This window comes from Parabacteroides caeci, from assembly GCF_023656795.1.
Taxonomy (GTDB): Bacteria; Bacteroidota; Bacteroidia; order Bacteroidales; family Tannerellaceae; genus Parabacteroides; species Parabacteroides segnis.
In genome coordinates, this window is record NZ_JAMOKT010000051.1 from 25,667 (window position 1) to 49,448 (window position 23,782).

Annotated in this window: 17 protein-coding genes; 4 read left to right on the forward strand and 13 right to left on the reverse strand. The window is 45.0% G+C overall.

Annotated features, from left to right (window positions below):
* Positions 1 to 383: 383 nt before the first annotated feature.
* Positions 384 to 1,706 (reverse strand): MATE family efflux transporter, encoded by a 1,323-nt coding sequence (locus NBH15_RS21395; protein ID WP_250823500.1) that lies wholly within the window; start codon positions 1,704 to 1,706, stop codon positions 384 to 386.
* Positions 1,707 to 1,915: 209 nt separating this feature from the next.
* Between NBH15_RS21395 and gldB the strand changes: the two genes are divergently transcribed.
* On the forward strand, positions 1,916 to 2,911 hold the full coding sequence (gene gldB / locus NBH15_RS21400) for a gliding motility lipoprotein GldB (protein ID WP_250823501.1): 996 nt from the start codon (positions 1,916 to 1,918) through the stop codon (positions 2,909 to 2,911).
* Positions 2,912 to 2,988: 77 nt separating this feature from the next.
* Here gldB and NBH15_RS21405 read toward each other — a convergent pair whose 3' ends face one another.
* Together NBH15_RS21405 and NBH15_RS21410 are read right to left on the reverse strand one after the other, a co-directional pair.
* A complete protein-coding gene (locus NBH15_RS21405; RefSeq protein ID WP_250823502.1) occupies positions 2,989 to 4,605 on the reverse strand; it encodes an ABC-F family ATP-binding cassette domain-containing protein in 1,617 nt (538 codons plus the stop codon).
* Between the two features lie 312 nt (positions 4,606 to 4,917).
* Complete coding sequence (locus NBH15_RS21410; protein ID WP_350472288.1) at positions 4,918 to 5,808, reverse strand: aldo/keto reductase; 891 nt, start codon at positions 5,806 to 5,808, stop codon at positions 4,918 to 4,920.
* A 262-nt stretch (positions 5,809 to 6,070) separates the two neighbouring features.
* Between NBH15_RS21410 and tpx the strand changes: the two genes are divergently transcribed.
* Positions 6,071 to 6,649 (forward strand): thiol peroxidase, encoded by a 579-nt coding sequence (tpx, locus tag NBH15_RS21415; protein WP_250823504.1) that lies wholly within the window; start codon positions 6,071 to 6,073, stop codon positions 6,647 to 6,649.
* An 87-nt stretch (positions 6,650 to 6,736) separates the two neighbouring features.
* On the opposite strand, the gene NBH15_RS21420 is transcribed toward tpx, so the two are convergent.
* From NBH15_RS21420 to NBH15_RS21465, 10 genes are all read right to left on the reverse strand, one after another.
* A complete protein-coding gene (locus NBH15_RS21420) occupies positions 6,737 to 7,315 on the reverse strand; it encodes a LutC/YkgG family protein (RefSeq protein WP_250823505.1) in 579 nt (192 codons plus the stop codon).
* Position 7,316: 1 nt separating this feature from the next.
* On the reverse strand, positions 7,317 to 8,684 hold the full coding sequence (locus NBH15_RS21425; RefSeq protein ID WP_250823506.1) for a lactate utilization protein B: 1,368 nt from the start codon (positions 8,682 to 8,684) through the stop codon (positions 7,317 to 7,319).
* The gene (locus tag NBH15_RS21430; RefSeq protein ID WP_250823507.1) at positions 8,681 to 9,421 is read right to left on the reverse strand and encodes a (Fe-S)-binding protein; all 741 of its coding nucleotides are present in this window, start codon (positions 9,419 to 9,421) and stop codon (positions 8,681 to 8,683) included. Before NBH15_RS21430 ends, NBH15_RS21425 begins: the two co-directional genes overlap by 4 nt.
* Positions 9,422 to 9,604: 183 nt before the next feature.
* The gene (locus NBH15_RS21435; protein WP_186959140.1) at positions 9,605 to 9,937 is read right to left on the reverse strand and encodes a hypothetical protein; all 333 of its coding nucleotides are present in this window, start codon (positions 9,935 to 9,937) and stop codon (positions 9,605 to 9,607) included.
* Positions 9,938 to 10,065: 128 nt separating this feature from the next.
* A complete protein-coding gene (carB, locus tag NBH15_RS21440; protein ID WP_250823508.1) occupies positions 10,066 to 13,290 on the reverse strand; it encodes a carbamoyl-phosphate synthase (glutamine-hydrolyzing) large subunit in 3,225 nt (1,074 codons plus the stop codon).
* 184 nt (positions 13,291 to 13,474) lie between these two features.
* Entirely contained in the window at positions 13,475 to 14,581 is a 1,107-nt protein-coding gene (gene carA, locus NBH15_RS21445) for a glutamine-hydrolyzing carbamoyl-phosphate synthase small subunit (protein WP_250823509.1), read from the reverse strand.
* Positions 14,578 to 16,464, reverse strand: coding sequence for an amidophosphoribosyltransferase (locus tag NBH15_RS21450; RefSeq protein ID WP_250823510.1), 1,887 nt, complete (start codon positions 16,462 to 16,464; stop codon positions 14,578 to 14,580). The genes carA and NBH15_RS21450 overlap by 4 nt, the downstream gene beginning before the upstream one ends.
* A 230-nt stretch (positions 16,465 to 16,694) precedes the next feature.
* The gene (locus NBH15_RS21455) at positions 16,695 to 18,251 is read right to left on the reverse strand and encodes a PD-(D/E)XK nuclease domain-containing ATP-binding protein (RefSeq protein WP_250823511.1); all 1,557 of its coding nucleotides are present in this window, start codon (positions 18,249 to 18,251) and stop codon (positions 16,695 to 16,697) included.
* 76 nt (positions 18,252 to 18,327) lie between these two features.
* Positions 18,328 to 21,264 carry a DEAD/DEAH box helicase gene (locus NBH15_RS21460; RefSeq protein ID WP_250823512.1) on the reverse strand — a complete coding sequence of 979 codons (2,937 nt, stop codon included), beginning with the start codon at positions 21,262 to 21,264 and terminating at the stop codon, positions 18,328 to 18,330.
* A 33-nt stretch (positions 21,265 to 21,297) separates the two neighbouring features.
* Positions 21,298 to 22,431, reverse strand: a complete 1,134-nt coding sequence (locus tag NBH15_RS21465; protein WP_250823513.1) for a PDDEXK nuclease domain-containing protein — start codon at positions 22,429 to 22,431, stop codon at positions 21,298 to 21,300.
* Between the two features lie 158 nt (positions 22,432 to 22,589).
* Between NBH15_RS21465 and NBH15_RS21470 the strand changes: the two genes are divergently transcribed.
* Both NBH15_RS21470 and NBH15_RS21475 read left to right on the forward strand, forming a co-directional pair.
* Complete coding sequence (locus NBH15_RS21470; protein ID WP_250823514.1) at positions 22,590 to 23,150, forward strand: DNA-3-methyladenine glycosylase I; 561 nt, start codon at positions 22,590 to 22,592, stop codon at positions 23,148 to 23,150.
* 270 nt (positions 23,151 to 23,420) lie between these two features.
* Positions 23,421 to 23,588, forward strand: coding sequence for a hypothetical protein (locus tag NBH15_RS21475; protein ID WP_244050940.1), 168 nt, complete (start codon positions 23,421 to 23,423; stop codon positions 23,586 to 23,588).
* The last annotated feature ends 194 nt before the right edge of the window (positions 23,589 to 23,782 follow it).

Consider the following 23,782-nt stretch of genomic DNA (forward strand, 5'->3'; position numbering starts at 1 on the left):
TGACTTTTGAAACTTAATTAGGGATAGTGCCAGTTTTATTATATTAAATATCATTTTTGTAACTTGTAATTTTTATTTAATACGGATATTTGTAACAATTAACAATCCGGATTAAATTAACATAGTTCCACAAGAACTGAGGACACCTTTAAATAACAAATATGAAATTGTGAAAAAATATGGCAAAAGAGAAACCTGCCATATCTGTAAAGAGATTGCATTGTAAAGAGATGAACCTTTCTTTTATAATGAGAGAGTAACTTTTCCCCTCTCGAGAGGGGGAAGGGGGTGTGTTAAAGCAAGTTACAAACTATCGGCAGACTTTCCAAAAAAGTACCTATCTTTTAAAATGTAAAAACATATATATTTTTACAGAGGATAAACTATAGCTTCTTACTCCTCCAATTTCCTTTCCACAAATAAAAGAATGCAATAAACAGCATCCCATTATAAACATATTCCGTTGTCCAGCAAACAGCCACATCGGCATGCAACCAGACACCGACCAGGAATGTATAAGATACATATACAAAAATACTTGCCATATCGATCCATAATGCAACCTGTGTGTTCCCTGTTCCCGAAACGCTGAAGAAATAAATAAAAGCAGGAACCGCCAATATATAGGAAGAAAGCATGACCCAAAGGGACGGAACAGAACTTTGTATCAAGTCCGGATTATCCGTATAAATACGCAGTACCAAATCCGGAAATAAAGCGATCAATATCCCTAACGGCAACACAAAAAAGTAACAAAGCCTTATCATCCGCCCGCACAATCCCATCACCTGGTCTGACTTGCCGGAACCGATCAGGTTACTCACCAGTGAACTCGATGTGGAAGCAAACGCATTGACAAACATAAACAGGAAAGACGAGATACTCCGTACTACATTCGTTATAGCCAGCGGACGTTCCCCCTGATGCTCCATCACTACAAAAAAGATAAACCAACCGACAAACGCGATACCATGTTGCACCATTATCCAGATCGATACATTCAATATTTGTTTCAACATCCGGAAATCAATTCCGGTAAAGCTGAACATTCCATACTTCTTATAATCGATCTTCTTCCAAGTATAAATGATAAAGAACAACACCGACACCGCCTCAGAAATAGAAGAGGCGATCGCCGCTCCGGCAATCCCCAAAGCAGGGAAACCGAACTTACCGAATATCAGGATATAATTCAGCACCACATTCGTTAGCACCATCACGACAGAGTTGGCCGTCAGTATCTTAGTCTTGGTGATACCGACATAAAACGCCCTGAACATCACCGCTATGAACGAGAAGAAGAACCCATAAACACGCCAGTCGATATAACTCATGGTCGCCTGGTAAACCTCATCCGAGCCGATCAGCTTCCGGAGAATCACCGGTGAATAGAAATGGGAAACCGTAAATAAGGTGGCAGCAAGCAATAACAGGAAAAGTGCTCCCTGCATGAAAACCGGTCCGATCCGGGTATAATCCTGTGCTCCGTTGCGCCGGGCAATCAGAACCTGTGCTCCGACGCTAAAACCGAATCCCAGCATATAAATAACCAGATAATAAACTCCCGCCAGTGCCGAAGCTCCCAGCTCAACCTCTCCTACCCGGCCAAGATAAGCCGTATCGGTCAACCCGATCATATGCTCCATCAGCAAACTGATGAGTACAGGATAGGTAATCTGCCAAATTTGTTTATTCGTAAATTGCATAATGGATATTCAAAAAGGGATGCAAAGGTAGTAATAAGAAGTTTCCCATACAATATAACCGTTAATTATCCGTTTATCATTTTGTCACTACTATACCATCTAATTCGGATTACTATACGGGATATTTGAAAATAGTATACCGGGTAATATTTTTTAACGTATTAAAAAGACAGAGAAATCAATTAATACATAACATAAAGATAAAAACAATGAACTTCAAAATACTTCTGACATTCCTTATGACTATCAGCTTTTGCAGCTGTAACGGACAAAATACAAATGCAAACAATATCACGACAGCCACTCCGATGCCGATCAACCGGTTCGACAAAGCATTGTTCCAGCTAATAAACTCCGACGATACGACGCTCAACCAACAGCTATTGAATCAATATCCGCTGATGACAGAGATTCTGGGTAAAGGTATCCTGAATATGCAATCGCCGGAGATGCCCGGCTTTTTCAATAAACTGGAAAACTTTTACTCCGAACCGACCCTGAAAAATCTTTATGCGGATGCAATCAAAAAATATGATTCGGTCACAGAGACAGAGCAATCGATCGGCAACGCATTCGCCTGGATACATGAAAAATTCCCGGCCATGCAAATTCCGGCTTTGTACATGCACGTTTCCGGATTCAACCAGAACGTATTGGTCGGCGACAGTCTGTTATCACTCTCCATCGACAAATATATGGGAGAAGATTATCCGTTGTATCAGGACTTTTTCTATGACTATCAACGCCGTAAGATGCAACCCTCACATGTGGTTCCCGATTACATCGCCGGCTGGCTGATGTCCGAATACCCATTTAACGGCAATGAAAATGTATTGCTCGACCGGATGATCTATGAAGGCAAAATAAAATACCTGGTTTTATCAGCATTACCGGAGATGACTCCGGCCGCTTTGTTCGGTTATACAGACGAAGCCTGGGAATGGTGCAAAAATAATGAAGCCAATATATGGAAAGCCATTGTCGAACGGAAACATTTATATACACCGGACCAGATGAACACCATGAAATATTTCGAAGACATGCCTGCCCAATTCCTGGCAAGCGATGCTCCCGGAAATATCGGAAGCTGGGTCGGACTGCAAATCATCGAACAGTATATAAAAGAAACAAATACAACTCCCGAAGCATTGATGAAAAACGATAATGCACAGGAAATACTGGCTGCATCGAAATACAAACCATAGGGCATAAAAAAACCGCCCTATCCTCGCGGACAAGACGGATAACCTAATCTAACTTAATTCTAATACCATGAAAAACACTATATCTTAATAACAGGAGTTGATGAAAAAAGTTCAACGGACCTGTTTATTTTAATTTCTTTCACAAAATAAAGATCGTGCGAGACCAACAGCACGGTACCTTTATAGTCCTTGATTGCTGTTGTTATTATATTAACACTCTGAATATCCAAATTGTTCGTCGGTTCATCCAAAACAAAGATATCCGGCGTACTATTACTGACCATCAGACAGCAGATAGCCAACCGCATTTTCTCTCCACCGCTTAATTTTGAACAACTTTTATCCCAGGTCCCGACCGGAAAAAGAAAACGGCTCAAAATCATTTTTAACTCATGTTCAGGTTTGGCAAACAGATTATACTTCTCTAATTGCTCAAACACAGTCAGCTCAGGTAACACAATCGAATATTCCTGATCGATATAAACATATTTGAAATCGGCACGATCGACAGAACCTTCTGTAGGTTGCAGTTCTCCCAGGATCAGCTTCAATAAGGTTGTTTTTCCCGAACCATTATTACCGCCGAACCGGATACGGTCGCCACTTCTGATCTGCAAGTTCAGTGGTTCGGACCATAAACGGTTCACGCCATAGCCGAAGTTCAGTTCCTTAACAGTCACCAATATTTTACCGGTATGAAGATTCGGTGAATTAAAATCCGTTTTCATCTGCCGCATATCCGGCAAAGCGGTCTGGATATCCGTAATGGAGGAACTGAGCGAACTCATTTTCTCATCATGCACATCCTTCAACTTAACCGTACTCTGTTCTGCGTGCTGTTTCATAGCCCCCATCATTATACGGGGAATACCTTTCTTCATGGCTGCTTTCTCTCCTCTTACACTCGATTTATTTTTTCTTTCAAGCGCTTCCCTGGCTATTTTCTTTGCCTGGCGCAACTCTTTTTCTTTTTCACTCAACTGATTCTGCAAGGCTGCCAATGCGATCTCTTTCTGCTCCTTATAAAAGTCGTAATTGCCACCATACAATGTGATCTTACTTCTGTCGAGTTCACAAGTGTAAGGCAACAAATTAAGCAATGTCCTGTCATGGCTCACAATAAGGATAGTGGCACGGCTCGACCTGATAAAGTCATACAGTTTGTCCCTGCTTCCGGTATCCAGATGATTGGTCGGTTCGTCCATCAGGATAATTTCGGGGGAATGTATCTGTATGCCCGACAAATATACTTTTGTCTTTTCGCCACCACTCAGCGTATTCATCGTCTGGTCCAGCCGGATGTGCTCCAATCCCCAAAAAGAAAGAGCGGCCAGGCTTCGTTCTTCGATATTCCAGTCATCATCCAGAATCGTAAAGTTCTCTACCGAGACTTCTCCAGCTATGATAGCATGCAATGCCTTGATTTTAGCCTCTACCTGCAAGGCCTGCACTACGGTTAATTCATCGTATTGCCCGAAATGCTGGGGCACATAATAGGGTTTGGACGAACAAACGACTTCACCTGAAGAGGGCTTCAAGCTACCCTCCATAATCCGCAATAAGGTGGATTTGCCGGACCCGTTATTTCCGACCAATGAAACTTGTTCTCCTTTATTTACCGTCAAACTGATATCTCTGAATAGTGGTTCTTTATCCACATGGATATAGCAAAGCTGTTGTACTGATATGCACATAGTCTATCTGCTTTAAAAATGTTAGAAACTAAAATTTGGAAATAAAAAAAGCGCCAGGAATAAGCGCATGAAATAGCCGGGATGGTTATGCAGAAATCGGCTCAACAGAGATTGAACCTTTTAAATTATATGTTCTGAAACCGGCTTACTTAGATATTTTCATCGGAGGTATTTATAATGTGATGGGGCAAAGATAGGTATTTCCCGGAATAAACACACAAATATTTGACTAAAAAATGAACAGGCATCGGCTAAGCAATGGATAACTACCCATCCGGTCACGGGTAGTTATCCGGCGGGAAAGAATAATTATCAGCTGTTTTTTACATTTCTCATCACCCTTTCGATTGCATCGTCCATTTGGGCGATTGATTCCAGACCGAGTGTCATACAATGCAGATTGCTTTCTGTGACGGCAAAATGTATCGAACGTTCGCGTTCTTCATCAGTAACGTGTTTTCCTTCACCGAAAATCTTCATACCCATAATACCTTTCCCGTTTTCCCGGGCTTTGCCCAGGAGGGCGTTTACATCTTCCGGAGTACCGTCCATATGACTTTGGAATGGGTTCAGGCGGGCCAGGATAATGTCGCACCACGGATTTTGAGCGGCTTCAGCCATTGCATCCCAGTTATGACAAGAAATACCGACGGCTTTTATGATGCCTTCTTCCTTTGCTTTGGCAAGCCCTTCCATATAAAATTTACGCGTTTCCGGCCAATTGCCGTCAGTCATACAATGCATCAGCAGGATATCGAAATACTCGGTACCGGCCTCCTGCCGGAAGCGGTCGAGTGTTTTCCGAACCGGTTCCCTTTTCTCCGAACCCTCGTCATACGTCCACATCTTTGTCATCAGGGTAACCTTTTCACGGGGTAACTCCTTCAAGGCTTTACCGACAAAAGGTTGTGAGCCGTACATATCGGCCATATCGAAAAAGCGGAGTCCGCGTTCATAGCCATGATGAGCCAGTTTCACAAAATTATCCAATCCGATACGGGTTTGGTTGGATTCATAGTTCCAGCCTTTCGTCCCGGTCCCCAAAGCGATCCGTGAGACTTCCAGTCCGGTATTTCCCAGCTTTACTTTATCGACTGACATATCTGAAGGAAGTACCCGCTGTATATCAGCCCATCCCACCTGCGCCAGAGACAATCCGGCTACTCCGGCAACACCTGTCCGGATAAATTTTCTTCTGTTCATCATTTCTACGTTGCTCATGGTAAAAGAATATTGAGTATTATGTTCGTGAATACGAATTAAGTCTTCCACAAAAATAATACTATTCACTTAAAAGCCAAGCTTTTCTATCCTTTTATCCGGCAGTATCCATTAAATATATATCCGATCATCTATATCTATCAGCCGATAGATAAAATGAATAAGAAAATATCATCCCATCCCCTCTGATTTCTTTATATTTGCTTAAATAGATTCTCTATAAAAACATAACAAAAAGAAGATTATGAACAGATTATTTTACATGATATTGTGTATATTGATTTCCACCGGTATGGCAACAGCTCAATCATTCGAAGATAATCAAGGGATTACAATGAAGGGAAAGCCAGTCACCTTGCTGGGTACAAAAGCCTATATCGGAGAGATGGCTCCTGATTTTACCGGTATAGACAGCAATATGAAAGAAATGAAATTGTCCGATTTCAAAGGGAAAGTCGTTGTTCTATCCGTTTTTCCTTCCGTCGACACCAAAGTCTGTGCCGCCCAGACAAGAAGATTTAATGAAGAGGCATCCGGTTTAGGGAAAGATGTGGTTGTCCTGACACTATCCAAAGACCTTCCTTTTGCATTGGAACGTTTTTGTGCGACAGAAGGGATCGACCGGATTTATACCTTGTCGGATTACAGGGAAAGCGAGTTTGGAATGAATTATGGCTTCCTGATAAAAGAAAATAAGTTGCTTGCCCGCGGTGTAGTAGTAATTGGCAAAGATGGTAAAATAACGTATGTACAGTATGTGAAAGATATCAGCCAGGAACCGGATTACAAAGCTACAATTGCAGCGGTAAAGAAAGCGAAGTAAAGAATGTATAGAAAGATTGGGCTATCCCGTTCCCGTGCTTGACACGGGGACAAGATAGTTCACATTTGATAAATAACGAACTTACCCCTATTTCAAAACCACCAGTACCTTCATCGGTCCATGAGCTCCGAGCACCAGGGCCTGTTCAATGTCGGCTGTTTTGGACGGGCCGGAGACAAAGAAGCCGTATTTATAATCGGTACATTCCAGCTGCCGGTAGGCTTCATGCATGTTATTGACTAAAGCATCTTTATTGATAATGATTACCAGGGCTGTCGGAATAAAGTAGAGTGCTTTGAACTTCACTTGCTGCGTAATCCAGACAGCACCGTTCTCCGCCACCCCGAAACAGCCTTCCACAATGGCCAGGTCGGTATCGTTCAATTCCCTGGGATCGGAAAGAGAATCCGGATTGAAGGTGGCAACGGTTATTCCGGGCAGATTCGAACCGATACGTTTTGCCTCCGGGAAATGCCGGCTGATCAATTCATTGATGTCGTCATCCGGCTGCCATACGGCAACCTGACCGCCGGCTGCTTCCAGCGAGTCGGAGAATTGTTTGAGTTTGTCTGCATAAGTGATTGCATCCAACGTTATTTCCGGTTTCTCGTAACGCGTCCCGGTATGGCTGCGGATACGGGATAATATATCATCTTTTGTACTCATCTTATTTTACTTTATTTTTCTTCCACATATCATTGAACGACTCTTTGGCAAATGCCGGCATTTCACGTCCTTTCCCCCAGGCATTCAAACCATTGTATATCATAAAACGAGGCATTTTATTCACCAACGGAGCAAATTTCAGCGCCGTATTAAATAAACCCGGCCGTTCCATCAGGAACTTCATGCCACCCGACATTATTTTCTTTTCCGAACTGGCCTTACCGATCTTATCCAGATCCTGACGCCAGCGATAAATCTGTTCACCCAGGTCGATCTTCACCGGACAGACATTCGAACAGGACAGGCATAAAGAACAGGCAGACACATTATCGGAGTACTCTTCCGGATTCTTCAACATACCCAGGTTGATACCGATCGGACCGGGTATAAAATAGGTATAAGAATACCCGCCACTCCGCCGATATACCGGACAGGTATTCATACATTCCCCGCAACGGATACAATTTAATGTACGGATATGGTCGGGCTTTGCCAGGATATCACTGCGTCCGTTATCTACAATAATAAGGTGGAACTCACCGCCATCCTGCGGTTTACGGTAATGGGAAGTATAAGAAGTAATCGGTTGCCCTGTACCGGAACGGGCCAGCAGACGGGTAAAGACACCCAGCGCCTCCTGGTCGGGAACGATCTTCTCCATTCCGAACGTGGCAATATGGACTTTAGGGAACGAAGTCCCCATATCCGCATTTCCTTCATTGGTACAAACCACAATCTCACCGGTCGAAGCAACAGCAAAATTAGCTCCCGTCATGGCTACATCAGCCGTCAGAAACTTTTCGCGCATATTTTTACGGACTGCATGCGTCAGATAGGTAGGATCGAAATTTCCCTTTTCAGTACCCAGCACGCGCTCCATCATCTCGCCCACTTCCTCACGTTTGATATGGATGGCAGGCAGCACGATATGGCTTGGAAGAAGATGCATCCATTGAAGAATACGTTCACCAAGATCACTCTCGATGATATCATACCCTTTCCCGAACAGGTAATTATTCATATCGCATTCTTCCGTCAACATGGATTTGCTCTTGATCAATGTATGGGCATTATGCTGCTGAAGAATCTTTTCGACGATCTCATTATGCTCCGCCGCATCTTTCGCCCAATGGACAATTGCCCCATTGGCTATGGCATTCTTTTCAAACTCTTCCAGCAGTGTATCCAAATGGCTGTTGGAGTAGAGTTTTATATCGCAGGCCAATTCGCGTAAACGTTCCCATTCGGGAAGCGAATGACTCATTTTGTCTCTTTTGGCACGGACCATCCAAAGGGTTTCGTCGTGCCAGGCTTCCTGTTTCCTGTTAGCTATGAAACGGGCAGCTGCTATAGAATGTTTCGTGCTCATAATCCTGCGGCTAATATTTGAGTAATATGAATCGTTTGGATCGGCAGATGTTCCCGTTCGATCACACCTTGCATGTGCATCAGACAGGAACTGTCGGCTCCGGTGATAAACTCGGCTCCGGTACTCATATGATCCTTTACTTTATCGTATCCCATGCAAACCGATACTTCCGGTTCTTCGACAGCGAACATGCCACCGAAACCGCAGCATTCGTCGATGCGCTTCGGCTCCAACACCTCAATGCCTTCCACCAGCTTCAACAGGTCACGCAGCTTGGAGAAATAAGGAATATTCATTTCGCTCGGAGAAGACAAATGCAGTTCGCGCACGCCGTGGCAACTGTTATGGATACTCACCTTGTGGGGGAAAACGGCCGGCAGCTTTTCCGGCTTCACTATATCGTGGAGGAACTCGCAGATATCGTATATCTTTCCGCTGTTCAGGCAGGCATGCCCTCCGGACTTCAGTATGCCCGGATGGTTTTCTTTCACGAAAGCTACGCAACTGGCCGAGGGACCGACCACATAATCGTATTGCTGGAACAGTTCTTCCATACGCAGGGCCAGTTTCAACGATTCGTTTTCGAAACCCGCATTCGCCATCGGCTGGCCGCAGCAGGTCTGGTCTAAAGGATAGTCGACATCCAGTCCCAAATGCTTTAAGAGTTTGTAAGAGGCTACGCCAACCTCGGGATACACCGCGTTGATATAACACGGGATAAATAGTCCTATCTTCATATTGGTTGAATTATTACATGAGTATAACTATTCCAATTTAGAATATGTTTCACAACTGTGTACAAAAGTAAAATTTACTTTTTAACTTCTCCGCTCTGATTGTGTAACTTTATTTAATGAAAACAAAAATACCCCTCAGCCATTACAACTAAGGGGTATTTAGGTTTTAGACAACAACCGGATCTACTTCCAGAAATAAATGGAATATGTCATATAACTTTGTTCACAAGCAACAAAATCTTTCAGATCAAGTTGGTAATCTCCAAAATAAACGACATGCTTTTCTATCCGGACGGAAGTAGTTGCAGTCAACAGTTTATCGTTCAGATACATTCCGAAATTAGCATTCGGATTTTCACTCTTGCTTTTCGTGATAAACTGTTCAATAGTAGCCTGCTTCTTTGCCAGTGTATCCTGATAATCTTTGTAATCCTTATCAAATTCAGAATCACCGCATGCACTCGCCATCAACAGGAACATCAGGAATGATAATAGTAAACACACATTTCTTTTCATGATCTATTCATTTTTAGTTTTTACTGATAAGACAACAAATCTAATAAAAACCCCTATTCCACCAAACAAAAAAGCGTGCCCGGACTGAATTAGCCGGGCACACTTTACATCGGTAAAATCTATGTTCTTTACTTATATTCCTGCCAGCTCTTGATCTCTATATCGTCTATCGACAAGGTACAGAATGCTTCGATAAAGGCACTTGCCAGGCGGGCATTTGTGATCAGAGGAACATTCAGGTCGGTTGCGGCACGGCGGATCTTATAGCCGTTGTCCAACTCTCCGGCGGAAAGGTCGCGCGGGATATTGACCACCATGTCGATCTTCTTTTCGTGGAGCATGGTGAGTGCCTGCGGCTGTTTGCCTTCTTCACTCGGCCAATAGACCAAAGTGCTCGGGATTTTGTTTTCTTCCAGGAAGCGGTGTGTTCCGCCGGTAGCGAACAGGCTGTATCCTTTGCGGGCAAGCATCTTTGCTGCATCCAACATGGCCACTTTCTGTTTCGGTGTTCCGGTCGAGAGCAGGATATTCTTTGCCGGGATACGCTGTCCGACCGACAACATACTGGTCAGCACTGCTTCCGAAAGATCATCGCCAAGACAACCTACTTCACCGGTCGATGCCATATCCACACCCAGCACCGGGTCGGCTTTCTGCAAGCGGTTGAAGGAGAACTGCGAAGCTTTGATACCTACATAATCGAGGTCGAACGCATTCTTATGCGGCTTTTCGACAGGCAAGCCCAGCATGATACGGGTAGCCAGTTCGATGAAGTTTATCTTCAAGACCTTGCTCACGAAGGGGAAACTACGTGAAGCACGAAGGTTACATTCGATAACCTTGATCTCGTTGCCCTTCGCCAGATATTGGATATTGAACGGGCCGGAGATATTCAGCTCCTTCGCGATCTGCTTGCTGATGCGTTTGATGCGGCGTACCGTTTCCACATACAGTTTCTGTGCCGGGAACTGGATTGTCGCATCACCGGAGTGTACGCCGGCAAACTCGATATGTTCGCTGATGGCATACATCACAATCTCGCCATGATCGGCCACCGCATCCATTTCCACCTCTTTGGCATGTTCAATGAACTGGCTCACTACGACCGGATGCTTCTTGCTGACATTGGCCGCCAATTGAAGGAAACGTTCCAGCTCTTCCTGGTTGGAGCAGACATTCATCGCCGCACCACTCAGCACGTAACTCGGACGAACCAGTACCGGGAAACCTACCTCCTCCACGAATGTATTGATATCATCCATAGAAGAAAGCTCTTTCCAACGCGGTTGGTCTACTCCGATACGGTCAAGCATAGCGGAGAACTTCTCGCGGTCTTCGGCATTGTCGATACTCTTCGCAGATGTTCCGAGGATATTTACGAGTTGTTCATCCAGGCGCATGGCGAGGTTATTCGGTATCTGTCCTCCGGTAGAGACGATCACGCCGTGCGGATTTTCGAGTTCGAGGATGTCCATCACGCGTTCGAAGGTCAGTTCGTCGAAGTAGAGACGGTCGCACATATCGTAGTCGGTCGAAACCGTTTCAGGGTTATAGTTGATCATCACTGAGCGCCACCCCTCCTTGCGGATCGTGTTCAGTGCCTGCACACCACACCAGTCGAACTCTACCGAGCTACCGATACGGTAAGCACCCGAACCGAGTACCACAATCGAACGTTTATCGCCCAGATATTGCACATCGTTTTCCGTTCCGCTATAGGTCAGATACAAGTAATTGGTTTGTGCCGGATATTCGGCGGCGAGGGTATCGATCTGTTTCACAACCGGAAGGATGCCACGATATTTACGATCCTGGCGCACCTGCAGGATGGCTCTTTCACCGTCTTCCATTTTATCTTTGAAGATAGCGCGGGCAATCTGGAAGTCAGAGAAACCCTGCACTTTGGCCAGACGGAACAAGTCGTCGGGTATATCGGTTATCTTGCTGAAGTTTTCCAGGGCCCCGGCAGTCTGGATGATATTATATAGTTTTTGAAGGAACCATTTGTCGATCTTTGTCAGGTCGTGGATCTGGTCGATCGTGTAACCGGCACGGAAGGCCTTGCTGATGACGAAGATACGGCGGTCGGTCGGCTCGTTCAACGCCTTGTCGATATCGGGAATGACCAGTTCTTTGTTTTCTACAAAACCGTGCATACCCTGGCCGATCATGCGGAGACCTTTCTGGATCGCCTCTTCGAAAGTACGTCCGATCGCCATCACCTCTCCTACCGACTTCATGCTTGAACCCAGTTCGCGGGCTACACCGTGGAACTTACCCAAGTCCCAACGCGGTATCTTACAGACCACATAGTCGAGTGCCGGTTCAAAGAAGGCGCTGGTCGTTTTCGTTACCGAGTTCTTCAGGTCGAACAGGCCGTAACCCAGACCTAATTTGGCTGCCACGAAAGCCAACGGATAACCGGTTGCTTTCGACGCCAGAGCAGATGAACGGCTCAGACGGGCATTGACCTCGATCACCCGATAGTCTTCCGATTCGGGGTCGTAGGCGTACTGCACGTTACATTCTCCCACGATTCCGATATGGCGGATGATGCGGATCGCCAGTTCGCGCAGTTTATGATAGTCCGTGTTACTCAGTGTCTGTGACGGGGCGATCACGATAGACTCGCCGGTATGGATGCCCAGCGGGTCGAAGTTTTCCATGTTACATACCGTGATACAGTTGTCGAAGCGGTCGCGAACTACTTCGTATTCCACTTCCTTCCAGCCTTTCAGGCTCTTCTCCACCAATACCTGGGGAGAGAAAGAGAAGGCTTTTTCGACCAGCACGTCCAGTTCTTCTTCATTGTCGCAGAAGCCTGAACCCAGGCCACCCAACGCATAAGCGGCACGCACGATCACCGGATAACCCAGCTCGGCAGCGGCACGGCGGGCAGCGGCAGCGTTCTCCACCGCTTCACTTTTGATCGTCTTTACATCGATCTCGTCCAGTTTGCGGACGAACAGTTCGCGGTCTTCCGTATCCATGATGGCCTGTACCGGAGTACCCAGCACACGGACATTATATTTTTCCAGCACGCCGCTCTGATAAAGCGCCACACCGCAGTTGAGCGCCGTCTGTCCGCCAAATGCCAGCAGGATACCTTCGGGGCGTTCCTTTTCGATCACCTTTTCCACAAAGAAAGGAGTGACGGGCAGGAAATAAACCGTGTCCGCAACCCCTTCCGAAGTCTGTACCGTTGCAATGTTCGGGTTGATAAGCACCGTCTGGATGCCCTCTTCCTTGATGGCTTTCAATGCCTGACTGCCTGAATAGTCGAACTCGCCCGCCTCACCGATCTTGAGGGCGCCGCTTCCTAGTATCAGGACTTTCTTTATATCTTCTTTCATATCTACCTTATTTTTCTTGTTAACATATTTTAGGCGCACCGACTCGCCAACGTTGGCGAGCTTGCCTCGCTGCCTCCGGAGAGGGATTGTCAGTGCCTCCACCTAGAAGGTGTCGCTGCCGTTGGCAAAGATGCTTTGCCTGCTCACGCAAAGGGTCTTTACCTTACCGTGCAAAGGTATGTTGCTACAGCAACTCAACGAATTTATCGAACATAAACTCCGTATCCGTCGGACCGCTACAAGCCTCCGGGTGGAACTGTGAGGAGAAGAAAGGTTTCGTTTTATGCCGGATACCTTCGTTCGTGCCATCATTCATATTGATAAAGAGCGGTTCCCAGTCTGCGCCCAATGTATCGTTATCCACCGCATACCCATGGTTCTGTGAGGTGATGAAGCATTTCTCCGTTCCTACCATGCGGACCGGCTGGTTATGGCTACGGTGTCCGTATTTCAGTTTGTAGATGGAGGCGCCTCCGGCTTTTGCCAGCAATTGGTTACCCATGCAGATACCGCAGATCGGTTTGTCTCCGGAGAGTGCTTTGCGGATATTCTGAACGGCCGCATCGCAGGTATCCGGGTCGCCGGGACCGTTGCTGATGAACAGGCCGTCGTATTCCAGCGTATTGAAATCGTAATCCCAAGGTATGCGGATAACCGTTACATTGCGTTTCAGCAGGCAGCGGATGATGTTATGTTTCACCCCGCAATCTACCAGGACAACGCGTTTCTTTCCTTCGCCTTCCCCATAAATGATGACTTCTTTACAAGACACTTTGTCAACATAATTCACATTTCCGTATTGTCCGAAATTCGTAAGGTCGGTCTTTGCATCACCGATCACGATCTTTCCCATCATGACACCATGCTCACGCAGTTTCTTGGTCAGCGCACGTGTATCGATCCCGTAAATTCCGGGAATACCTTCTTCTTTCAACCAGCTTCCCAAACTCCCGACAGCATTCCAATGACTATACTCATGACTGTAATCGCTTACGATAATGGCATCCGCATGAATCTTTTCGCTCTCCATAAACGTTGCAATCCCATCCGCATCGAATGTACGGGGAGGTACGCCGTAATTACCTACCAACGGATAAGTTAACACCATCAACTGGCCGGCATAGGAAGGGTCGGTCAAACTTTCAGGATAACCTGTCATGGCAGTGTTGAACACTACTTCGCCGGTTACCTCTTTTTCGCAGCCAAAAGAAAAGCCGCGAAAAACAGTCCCGTCGTCTAAGATCAAAGTTGCTGTTTTCTCTGTTTGCATATAATCTATATCTTGTGTCATTTGACTAAATATTCTTCTTCCATATAATGTATGAAGGCATTGTTCACCATACGTGCACCGCCCTGAGTCGGATAATCGCCCGAGAAGTACCAGTCTCCCGGATGGTTCGGACAAGAAGCGTGCAGACCTTCCAGCGTCTGATAAACGATCTCCACTTTGGCGCGTGTACCGGCCGGTGTAAGCAGGTCGACCATCTTGGCGGATATTTCCTCGTCGGTGAACGGCTCATAAATCTCCTTCACATAGTTGACGATCGGACCTTCCTCTTTCGCCTGTTGCTTCTTGGCTTTCCAGTACGCCTCGGTGATAACGGATTCCATGCCCCGTTCCTTCAACAAAGCGACTGCGGCCTTGAAAGCGATAAACTCGTTCATCCGCGACATGTCGATACCGTAATAATCCGGATAACGTACCTGCGGAGAGGAAGACACAATCACGATCTTTCGCGGATGCAGGCGGTCCAGGATACCGATAATACTTTGTTTCAGGGTTGTCCCGCGAACAATGCTATCATCTATTACAACCAGATTATCAACGAATGGTTCGATACTTCCGTAAGTTATATCGTACACATGGGCGGCCAGGTCGTTACGGCTGTTGCCTTCGGCGATAAAGGTACGCAATTTTATGTCTTTAATCGCTACTTTTTCGGCACGGACGCGCATGGAAAGTATCTGGTCGAGTTCTTCTTCCTGAAGTAGGTGGCTGCGATCGGCAATCCACTCTTTCTTCAGCTTGTTCAGGTAGTTGTTCAACCCCTCCTGCATTCCGAAATAAGCGACCTCCGCCGTATTGGGGATGAAGGAGAAGACTGTATGTTTGATGTCATAATCGACAGCTTTCAATATCGGGTGCACCAGATTCTCCCCCAGCTTCTTCCGTTCGCGGTAAATATCCACATCGCTGCCCCGGGAGAAGTAAATACGTTCGAACGAACAGGCTTTATTCTCTTCCGACTCCACGATCTGCGAAGTACGGAAACGGCCGTCTTTGCTGATAAACATCGCTTCGCCGCGCTGCAACTCCTTTATATCCCCGGCTCGCACGTTCATTGCCGTCTGGATCACCGGACGTTCGGAGGCCAGCACCACGATCTCGTCGTCGGCATAATAGAAAGCCGGACGGATGCCCCAGGGATCACGCACGCTGAACGACTCGCCGCTACCGGTCAGGCCACAGATCACAAACCCGCCGTCCCAGGTCGGTACGCAACGTTTCAACACATTCGACAGGTCCATATGTCCCTCGATCGCATGTGTAATATCCATGCCCCGCAATCCTTCTTCTTCATATTTCCGGTACAAACGCTCCACTTCCCTGTCTAGACGGTGTCCCATCTGTTCAAGCATGATATAGGTATCGGCATATTTGCGCGGATGCTGTCCGATAGCTGTAATTTCTTTGAAAATGTCGTTTACGTTTGTGAGATTGAAGTTTCCGCAAAGAGCAAGGTTCTTGGCTCTCCAGTTGTTGCGGCGCAAAAAAGGATGGACGTAGGAAATACCGGACTTACCGGTCGTGCTGTAACGGAGGTGACCCATATAAAGCTCTCCGGCGAAAGGGAGGTTTGCTTTGGCAAAAAGCGGATCGTTTAATTTACCGGGTGGCAAATCTTTGTAATGATCGTGAACGGCGGCGAATATCTCGGTTATAGCTCCTGTTCCCAACGCTCTTTCCCGAAACATATATTCTTCACCGGGGCTTGCTTCTAACTTCACGCAGGCTAAACCGGCTCCTTCCTGTCCGCGGTTATGCTGCTTTTCCATCAGTAAGTAGAGTTTATTCAGGCCGTACATCCAGGTACCATACTTTTGATGATAATACTCTAAAGGCTTTAGTAACCGGACCATGGCGACTCCACACTCATGTTTAAGTTGTTCCATCTGGTTATATCTTGTTTATTTCACCTGCAAAGATACGCACTTTATCAAACACAATGTTCATATTAACGCAAAATAATTGACATATTAATAGAAATAATCACTTTATCCAACATTTAGTTAAAATATTATATATTTCGGTATTGTTTCGACAATATTACAAATGTAAAGCCAAATAAAGAGGTAGAACTATAATATGTAAGAAAAAAAGGCATTAGGCTGAAACATTTACATTACTCCGATTCTTCCACCACCCACCGCTCGATATTCCGCATCTCATTGCTAAAGTTAACCCCAATCTTAAACAGCTTGCGCGGGTCCGCAGCAAAAGGCAATGCATACTTCTTCCCGTCAATCTGCCGGAGCGCTTCTTCGGCAGTACCGTCGAGTTTGAACTCCATGATATAGATAAACTGATCCGTTTGCAACACCAGATCGACCCGTCTCTGCGATGTATGGTATTCAGCCTTCACATAGAAGCCGATCAGTTTGAAGACGATGAAAAGCACATTCTGGTAATGAAGTTCCAGGTCACGCACCAATTCGTAAGGCGTGTCGGCAAAGAAACTTTGCAGGCGACGGAAAAAAGAATCGTAATCGCCACTACGCACTTCACGAACAAACTTAATGATTTGAAAAGGTGCCTCCACCTTGTTCGTATCGGCATAGAAAGGCAACAGGAACTTCATAAAACCCTCTTCCACCTCGCGGTTGGGAAAACCGAGACGGTAGATGCCAAATTCACGGTCATATCCTTTTATCGTCAGATAGCCGCTCTGGTAAATGACAGGTATCGGGTCGGTCGACGATGAGTCGATGCTATTCAAGGTATCCGCATCGGTTTCCACCTGCGCCATATAGTGAAGGTCATAATGATGCATTTTCAGCAACTCCACCAGATAGGTTGGCGTTCCGGTCTCAAACCAGTAGTTGCCGAATTTCAGTTGGTCGAAGGTATTAAGCAGGCTGAACGGGTTATAAATACCATCGGAGTCTTCAACGAAATGATAGCCGTCATAGCATACTTTCAGTTCGTTGCATACTTCTTCGTAAGTCATTTTCTGTTTACCCGCCAATTCGTGTAATTCTTCTTCCAGGTAATGATGTATCTCTCTTTCGCTTATACCGCATATTTCAACATAGCGTTCGTCCATCGACAAATCTTTCAGATTATTCAAAGCGCTGAACACACTCACTTTGCCAAATTTGGTAACTCCCGTCAGCAACGCGAACTTTATGCAGCCGTCCATACTTTTCAGCGCACCGTAAAAGGCCTGCAACGTGTCGCGAAACGACTTCTGCAATTCCTCGTTGCCAATAGCCTGCAACATAGGCTTGTCGTATTCATCGACCAGTATCACCACACGGTGGCCCGTCTTTTCATAAGCCCGGCGGATGATGCCTTGGAAGCGCAGTGACAATCCTATTTCGGATGCTTGAGCACCATAAATCTTTTCCCATTCCGATAATGTTGCATGGAGAATATGCTTCAGGCTTTCCGGCGTATCGTATTTCTGTGCATTGAGGTCGATGTGCAGCACAGGACGTTTCACCCAGTCCTTTTCCAGCTTGTCCATAGCCAGTCCTTCAAAAAGTTCACGCTTCCCTTCGAAGTAAGCCTCAAGCGTCGATACCAGCAGACTCTTCCCAAAACGGCGCGGGCGGCTGAGAAAATAATACCGTCCACTGTTTACTAACTGGTAAACCAACGATGTTTTATCGACATAAAAGTATCCGTCATTACGGAGACTTTCAAAGTTCTGTATTCCGATAGGATATTTCTTTCTCATGATCTGACGGCTTTTTGAAATTTCATGTCTACAAATATACCGTTTTCCATTCAATTACGTGCGAAAAAGCGGAAAGTTACAGCAATTCTTCCCACTCTTTATCCGTCAGTGACTTTAGCGGATCGTTTTCCGAGATGAATGTTTCAGCCAGTTCGCTCTTGGATTCCTGGAGGTTGCGTATCTTCTCCTCGATCGTGTCGGCAGTAATAAAGCGGTAGACAAAGACCTGCTTTTCCTGTCCGATACGATGGGCACGGCTTTCCGCCTGCAACTCGGCTGCCGGATTCCACCAGGGATCGAGGATGAAAACATAATCGGCATCCGTCAGGTTCAATCCTACCCCACCGGCTTTCAGGGAAATGAAAAAGGCGGAAACATCGCTGCGGGTGGAAAAACGGGTAATTTCGCTTTCCCGGTCGAGGGTACTTCCCGTTAACATCGCATACAGCCATTCACGCTCGGTGAAGGCATCCGCCAACAGTTTCAGATGTGTAACGAAAGACGAGAATATCAGCACCTTATGCCCTTCACTGACCAGCGTTTCAAAAGCATCCAACACCTGCTCCATCTTCCCCGAGCCGCCTTCATAGTCCGCTAAAACCATGTGAGGATGATTCGCCAACTGGCGCAAACGGGTTATACCGTTCAATGCGACAAATGAGTTCTTATGGCGCTCCTGCAAAATCGTATTCCGCAGCGCATTCTTCTCTTTCTGGTAAACCTCCCGTTGTTCCGGTGTCATTTCGCAATAGACCACCTCTTCCGTCAACGGGGGAAGTTCGGGAGCCACCTGTTGCTTGGTACGCCTCAGAAAGAACGGACGGATAATCTGCTGCAAGCGTTTGCGGGCATTCTCGTTTCCTTCCTTTGTTATCGGATGGATAAAATGTTTCCGGAATCCGTCCGCAGAACCCAGCAGACCGGAATTAATAAAGTTGAATTGCGCCCACAGATCTTTCAGCGAATTTTCGATCGGTGTCCCGGTCAGCACCAGGCGATGTTCACATTGCAGACGGACAACCGAATGGTATGTCATGGAAGCCGGGTTCTTTATATTCTGGCTTTCATCCAGTATCACATACGTAAAACGATACTTCTCCAACAGTTCGATATCCCTCCGAAGAAGCCCGTAAGTAACCAATACAATATTATATCGGTCGAAACTCTTCCACGGTTCTTTCCTCTTTTGATCTCCCATATAAGTATAAACACTCAATGTGCTGAACTTCCGGATCTCCCGTTTCCAGTTCGGCAACAAAGAGGTCGGCACAACGACTAATGAAGCGGGAGCCGTCGTTTCCTCCTTCTCCTTTTTCACCTCTTCATACGGTATCTCACCGGGCATATCCATTCCGAAAAAGGAGAACTGCCCGCTGCTATCAACCGTTATATTTTGCGGAGCGGGAGAAGATAACACAACCGCTTTCGGTTCTTCCGGATCATAGATATGTTGCAACAGCGTAATCGTCTGCAACGTTTTTCCCAACCCCATATCATCCGCCAGGCAGCCGCCAAAGCCGTTGGCAGCCAGATGGACCAGCCAGGAAAAACCGTCCTGCTGATACGGACGCAAAACAGTCTTTATCTTCGGAGGAACAACAACCGATTCTTTCTGTACATACACCTTCGAAACAGTATCCTCCTGTTCCAACGCGGAAACAACTCCCAGATGCATTTTACGAACCCTGATCTCTTCCGGCCTGTCATCACCGAAAGTAAACAGATCGCTATATTTCTCGAACCAGTCTTCAGGAAGTAAGGCGACCTGTCCGTCTGGCAGCACAAACTCCCTTTTCCCTTCCAGAATATGCTTCCTGAAACGGATAAAAGGGAACAGAAAATCCTCCATACGCACTGTAATACGGATATCGAACCAGTCAGGAGAAGGAGAAATCTCCTGTGCCAGCGAAATTTCTCCCAGATAATACCGGAGAGACGTGTCCGTCTTCACAAAAGAAAAGCAAGACTCCAACTCTGCCTTATGTTGTTGCAGCCAGTCGATAAACGTATAACCGCCTGTTTCGACAACCCTGACAAACTGAACATCCGTTATCTGTTTGAAGCCCCATTTCTCCAGTAAGTTGATATAGATTTGTTCCAACTGCAAATCACGTGTATAATAATAGATGGCTGGTTTTCCGTCGACCTTTTCCAACCGGGGATAAGTCAGCTGGCTTTTCTTTCCCGGCGAGAAATAACGGTCTCCATACCGGAAACGCAACTGAAGTGCCGGCTCGTCATTAATCGACCGTTCCACAGACAATTCAGGGATACAGGTTCTCATTTCGTGAATAAGATCGAAGCCGGAAGAGGTGGCAGGATAATCGCAAATCAGAGGAAGTGCGACCATCTCCAGGTACTTTTCAGCATCGGCCAGCGGCACTTCCACATATTTCCGGGTCAGAAACGGGGTGACTTTCGAAGCCTCAATCCGCTTGAAAACTAAGAGCCGATCATCCAACAAGAGGATAGCCGGTTTTGAAGACAAAACCATAAACTTTCTCTTTTTCTGTAAAGGAATCTCTTCTCCATCCATACGACAGACGGCTGAATAACGGAAAAAATGATCTGTTATCTCGAAGCGGAAAGAGATCTCCGCAATATTCCCTGAAAAACGCATCCGGTCATGCTCATAAAGCAGTTTCACACCGGGTTCTTTCATATATACCGGCAAATGATTCGCCTGCATCAACCGAACCATCTCCCTTATTTTCTTATCAATGAAAGGACGGAGTTGCTTCTTCAACATCTCCGCTGTCACCGAACTCAAAAAGCCGGCCACTGTCTGTTGCCTGGAATATACCTGCATCAGGTTCTTTTCGGAATAACTTTGCGCAATAGCAATTACCTGCTTCTCCATCTCAGACAACTCCGTATCGTTTCCCGCATGGGTAGCCTGTTCCTCCACACTGATAACATCCTGAGACACAGTTTTAGCAAAATAAGGAATAAGTAAAGGTCCCAAAATAGGATGGTTACTTAATGCAATGATTAATATATGGTTCGTGGACATTTAGCGTATTATTTTAAGAAAAAAACAATTGGGTTATTTACAGATTAATGTCTTCAATATTAAATCTTTCAACTGCTGCTCCGTTGGAAGTTGTAATTTGTATTTAGAAACAAAAATCTGTTCATCTAAGCCAGTTGTAGCATATTGAACTAAAGCATCATTCTTATCTGTCACCAGCAAAATGCCGATAGGTGGATTATCTCCGGATTCCATTATTTCTGCCCGATAATAATTCAAATACGAATATAACTGCGACACATGCGAATGACTAAACGCAGAGACTTTCAGTTCGCAAAGAACATGGCATTTTAATATTCTATGGTAAAATACCATATCAATAAAATAAAATTCATCACCAATCAGAATACGTTTTTGTCTTGCTTCAAAGCAAAACCCATTACCCAATTCTATAATAAAATCACGCAAGTGGTCGAGTAAAAGAGTTTCAAGTTCATCTTCTTTGACAAAGGATAAACGTTGTGGTGGAATATTCAAGAACTCAAAGAAATAATCATCTTTGACGGCATCGGTAATGGTTTGCGGATGGATTTTTTGCCGAATGGTAGCAAGAGCATTTTCCATATTGCCGGACAATCCGACACGTTCATAACTCAATGCACCTATCTGACGTCTAAGTTCACGAACAGAAAGCCCGGTCTGAATAGTGAGCATCTCATAATACATTCGTTTAATAGGATCATCGATCTTTAGTAGTTCTATAAAATGAGAGAAAGATATTGAAGAAAATATTTTATCAGCAGGCATTCCACCCCTATCACATTCTCCATCAATCATTTGCAATTTATGCGACAGTGTCGCACAAATCTGGTCTTTATCCTCTTCCAACGATTTATGTGACGCTGTCGCATAAATTAATCGAAATGAGCCGTCAATAAGTCTGGCAAATGCAGGATAAGTAAGATAAAACTTCCTCGACCATTGAAATAGAGTCACATTTAATCCTTTCTGATTCACTTTTTGTTCCAGTTTTTTCAATAACTGTTCGCCATATTCTGCCCGGTCTTCGCCACTCTGTTCAAACTCAACAAGATAAAAACCCACTAGCCAATTACGGATAGTCTGGAATTGGTTGACTGCCTTTACTGCATTTTGCTGTAATTGCAAATGAGTATTCTCTATGATAGTTGCTAACTGCTCAAAATTCATTACTACTATAACTTTTCATATTGCATCCAAATGTACTGAAAATTACACAACCACATGTATAAAAGAACTACTATCTTCAGTTATACTCCCATATATAGGTTCTTCTGAAATAAATAATTACTTTTGTCTATTCATAAAATTCTAAATAATACCGAATTATGTCATACTGCGAATACATAAAGACTACTACTGGTTGGGCTATTGATCTTAACAAGACATATCACGATGAAAAATATGGTTTCCCTATCGAAGATGATAATGAATTATTCGGCAGGCTCCTTCTGGAAATCAATCAGGCAGGTTTAAGCTGGTCGACCATACTCAAAAAAGAAACCGCTTTCCGCACAGCCTATGATAATTTCAATATCGAAACCATCTCAAACTATACGGAAACAGACGAAGCCAGGCTTTTAGCCGATTCCGGTATCATTCGGAACAGACTAAAAGTAAAAGCCGCCATCCACAATGCACAGGCCATTATGGAACTGAAAAGTGAATATGGTTCATTTAAAAACTGGCTAGATCACCATCACCCTAAAACCAAGGATGAATGGACTAAACTATTCAAGAAAACATTCAAATTTACTGGTGGGGAGATCGTCAATGAATTTCTGTTAAGCACAGGCTATCTCGAAGGGGCGCATACTCCCGATTGCCCCATCTATCAGAAGATATTGGAAAAAGATCCGGCATGGAGAAAACAGGCCGGAAATCAATAAGTATGTAAATAGCACACGGATGACGCAGATTGAGCAGATTAGCGTCATCCGCGTACCATCCACATACTTTTTTAGACCTTTCATTTATATAGTATTTTCAAAAACAAACAAATATGTAAAAAGTCCCCTTCCAGGCTTTTCCACCATATTTATCCACACCTTTTAGCGAAGATTTCAATAAACCATAGATGATTGGAGCAAGTTATGCAGATGAATTGGGGAAATCATTTAGATGATTTTGGAAAGTGGCTGACACAAAGGTCGAAATTGATGAAAAAAAAATTAGAAAGAAGCAGTCCCCAAGGGTGTATCTCATTCCAGACGGATGAAAAATTTGACTCAAATGCGACTGTCATTTTGATTAAGAATGAGAGTATTTTTGTACATGACCAAAATAATGATTTAGATCATTACAGAGATAAGAGATTAAATGATTGAAAATTGAAGAGATATGTAGAAATATGGTATATGGGAAATACTGGAGAATGAGATATAAGTATTTATCAGACAGTCTGTATCTATATAAAATCTGTATAATGAGGTTCCAATAACAAAATGATTTTGTCACTTTAGCATTCCAGGCATTCCCGAGACACGAGCAATCAAATTATGCACTAATGTTAATTTATTCA

What these genes read in the sequence shown, in the direction of transcription:
- NBH15_RS21395 (WP_250823500.1), bottom strand. Translation starts at nt 1,706, where the DNA reads ATGCAATTTACGAATAAACAAATTTGGCAGATTACCTATCCTGTACTC.
- gldB (WP_250823501.1), top strand. Translation starts at nt 1,916, where the DNA reads ATGAACTTCAAAATACTTCTGACATTCCTTATGACTATCAGCTTTTGC.
- NBH15_RS21405 (WP_250823502.1), bottom strand. Translation starts at nt 4,605, where the DNA reads ATGTGCATATCAGTACAACAGCTTTGCTATATCCATGTGGATAAAGAA.
- NBH15_RS21410 (WP_350472288.1), bottom strand. Translation starts at nt 5,808, where the DNA reads ATGAACAGAAGAAAATTTATCCGGACAGGTGTTGCCGGAGTAGCCGGA.
- tpx (WP_250823504.1), top strand. Translation starts at nt 6,071, where the DNA reads ATGAACAGATTATTTTACATGATATTGTGTATATTGATTTCCACCGGT.
- NBH15_RS21420 (WP_250823505.1), bottom strand. Translation starts at nt 7,315, where the DNA reads ATGAGTACAAAAGATGATATATTATCCCGTATCCGCAGCCATACCGGG.
- NBH15_RS21425 (WP_250823506.1), bottom strand. Translation starts at nt 8,684, where the DNA reads ATGAGCACGAAACATTCTATAGCAGCTGCCCGTTTCATAGCTAACAGG.
- NBH15_RS21430 (WP_250823507.1), bottom strand. Translation starts at nt 9,421, where the DNA reads ATGAAGATAGGACTATTTATCCCGTGTTATATCAACGCGGTGTATCCC.
- NBH15_RS21435 (WP_186959140.1), bottom strand. Translation starts at nt 9,937, where the DNA reads ATGAAAAGAAATGTGTGTTTACTATTATCATTCCTGATGTTCCTGTTG.
- carB (WP_250823508.1), bottom strand. Translation starts at nt 13,290, where the DNA reads ATGAAAGAAGATATAAAGAAAGTCCTGATACTAGGAAGCGGCGCCCTC.
- carA (WP_250823509.1), bottom strand. Translation starts at nt 14,581, where the DNA reads ATGACACAAGATATAGATTATATGCAAACAGAGAAAACAGCAACTTTG.
- NBH15_RS21450 (WP_250823510.1), bottom strand. Translation starts at nt 16,464, where the DNA reads ATGGAACAACTTAAACATGAGTGTGGAGTCGCCATGGTCCGGTTACTA.
- NBH15_RS21455 (WP_250823511.1), bottom strand. Translation starts at nt 18,251, where the DNA reads ATGAGAAAGAAATATCCTATCGGAATACAGAACTTTGAAAGTCTCCGT.
- NBH15_RS21460 (WP_250823512.1), bottom strand. Translation starts at nt 21,264, where the DNA reads ATGTCCACGAACCATATATTAATCATTGCATTAAGTAACCATCCTATT.
- NBH15_RS21465 (WP_250823513.1), bottom strand. Translation starts at nt 22,431, where the DNA reads ATGAATTTTGAGCAGTTAGCAACTATCATAGAGAATACTCATTTGCAA.
- NBH15_RS21470 (WP_250823514.1), top strand. Translation starts at nt 22,590, where the DNA reads ATGTCATACTGCGAATACATAAAGACTACTACTGGTTGGGCTATTGAT.
- NBH15_RS21475 (WP_244050940.1), top strand. Translation starts at nt 23,421, where the DNA reads ATGAAAAAAAAATTAGAAAGAAGCAGTCCCCAAGGGTGTATCTCATTC.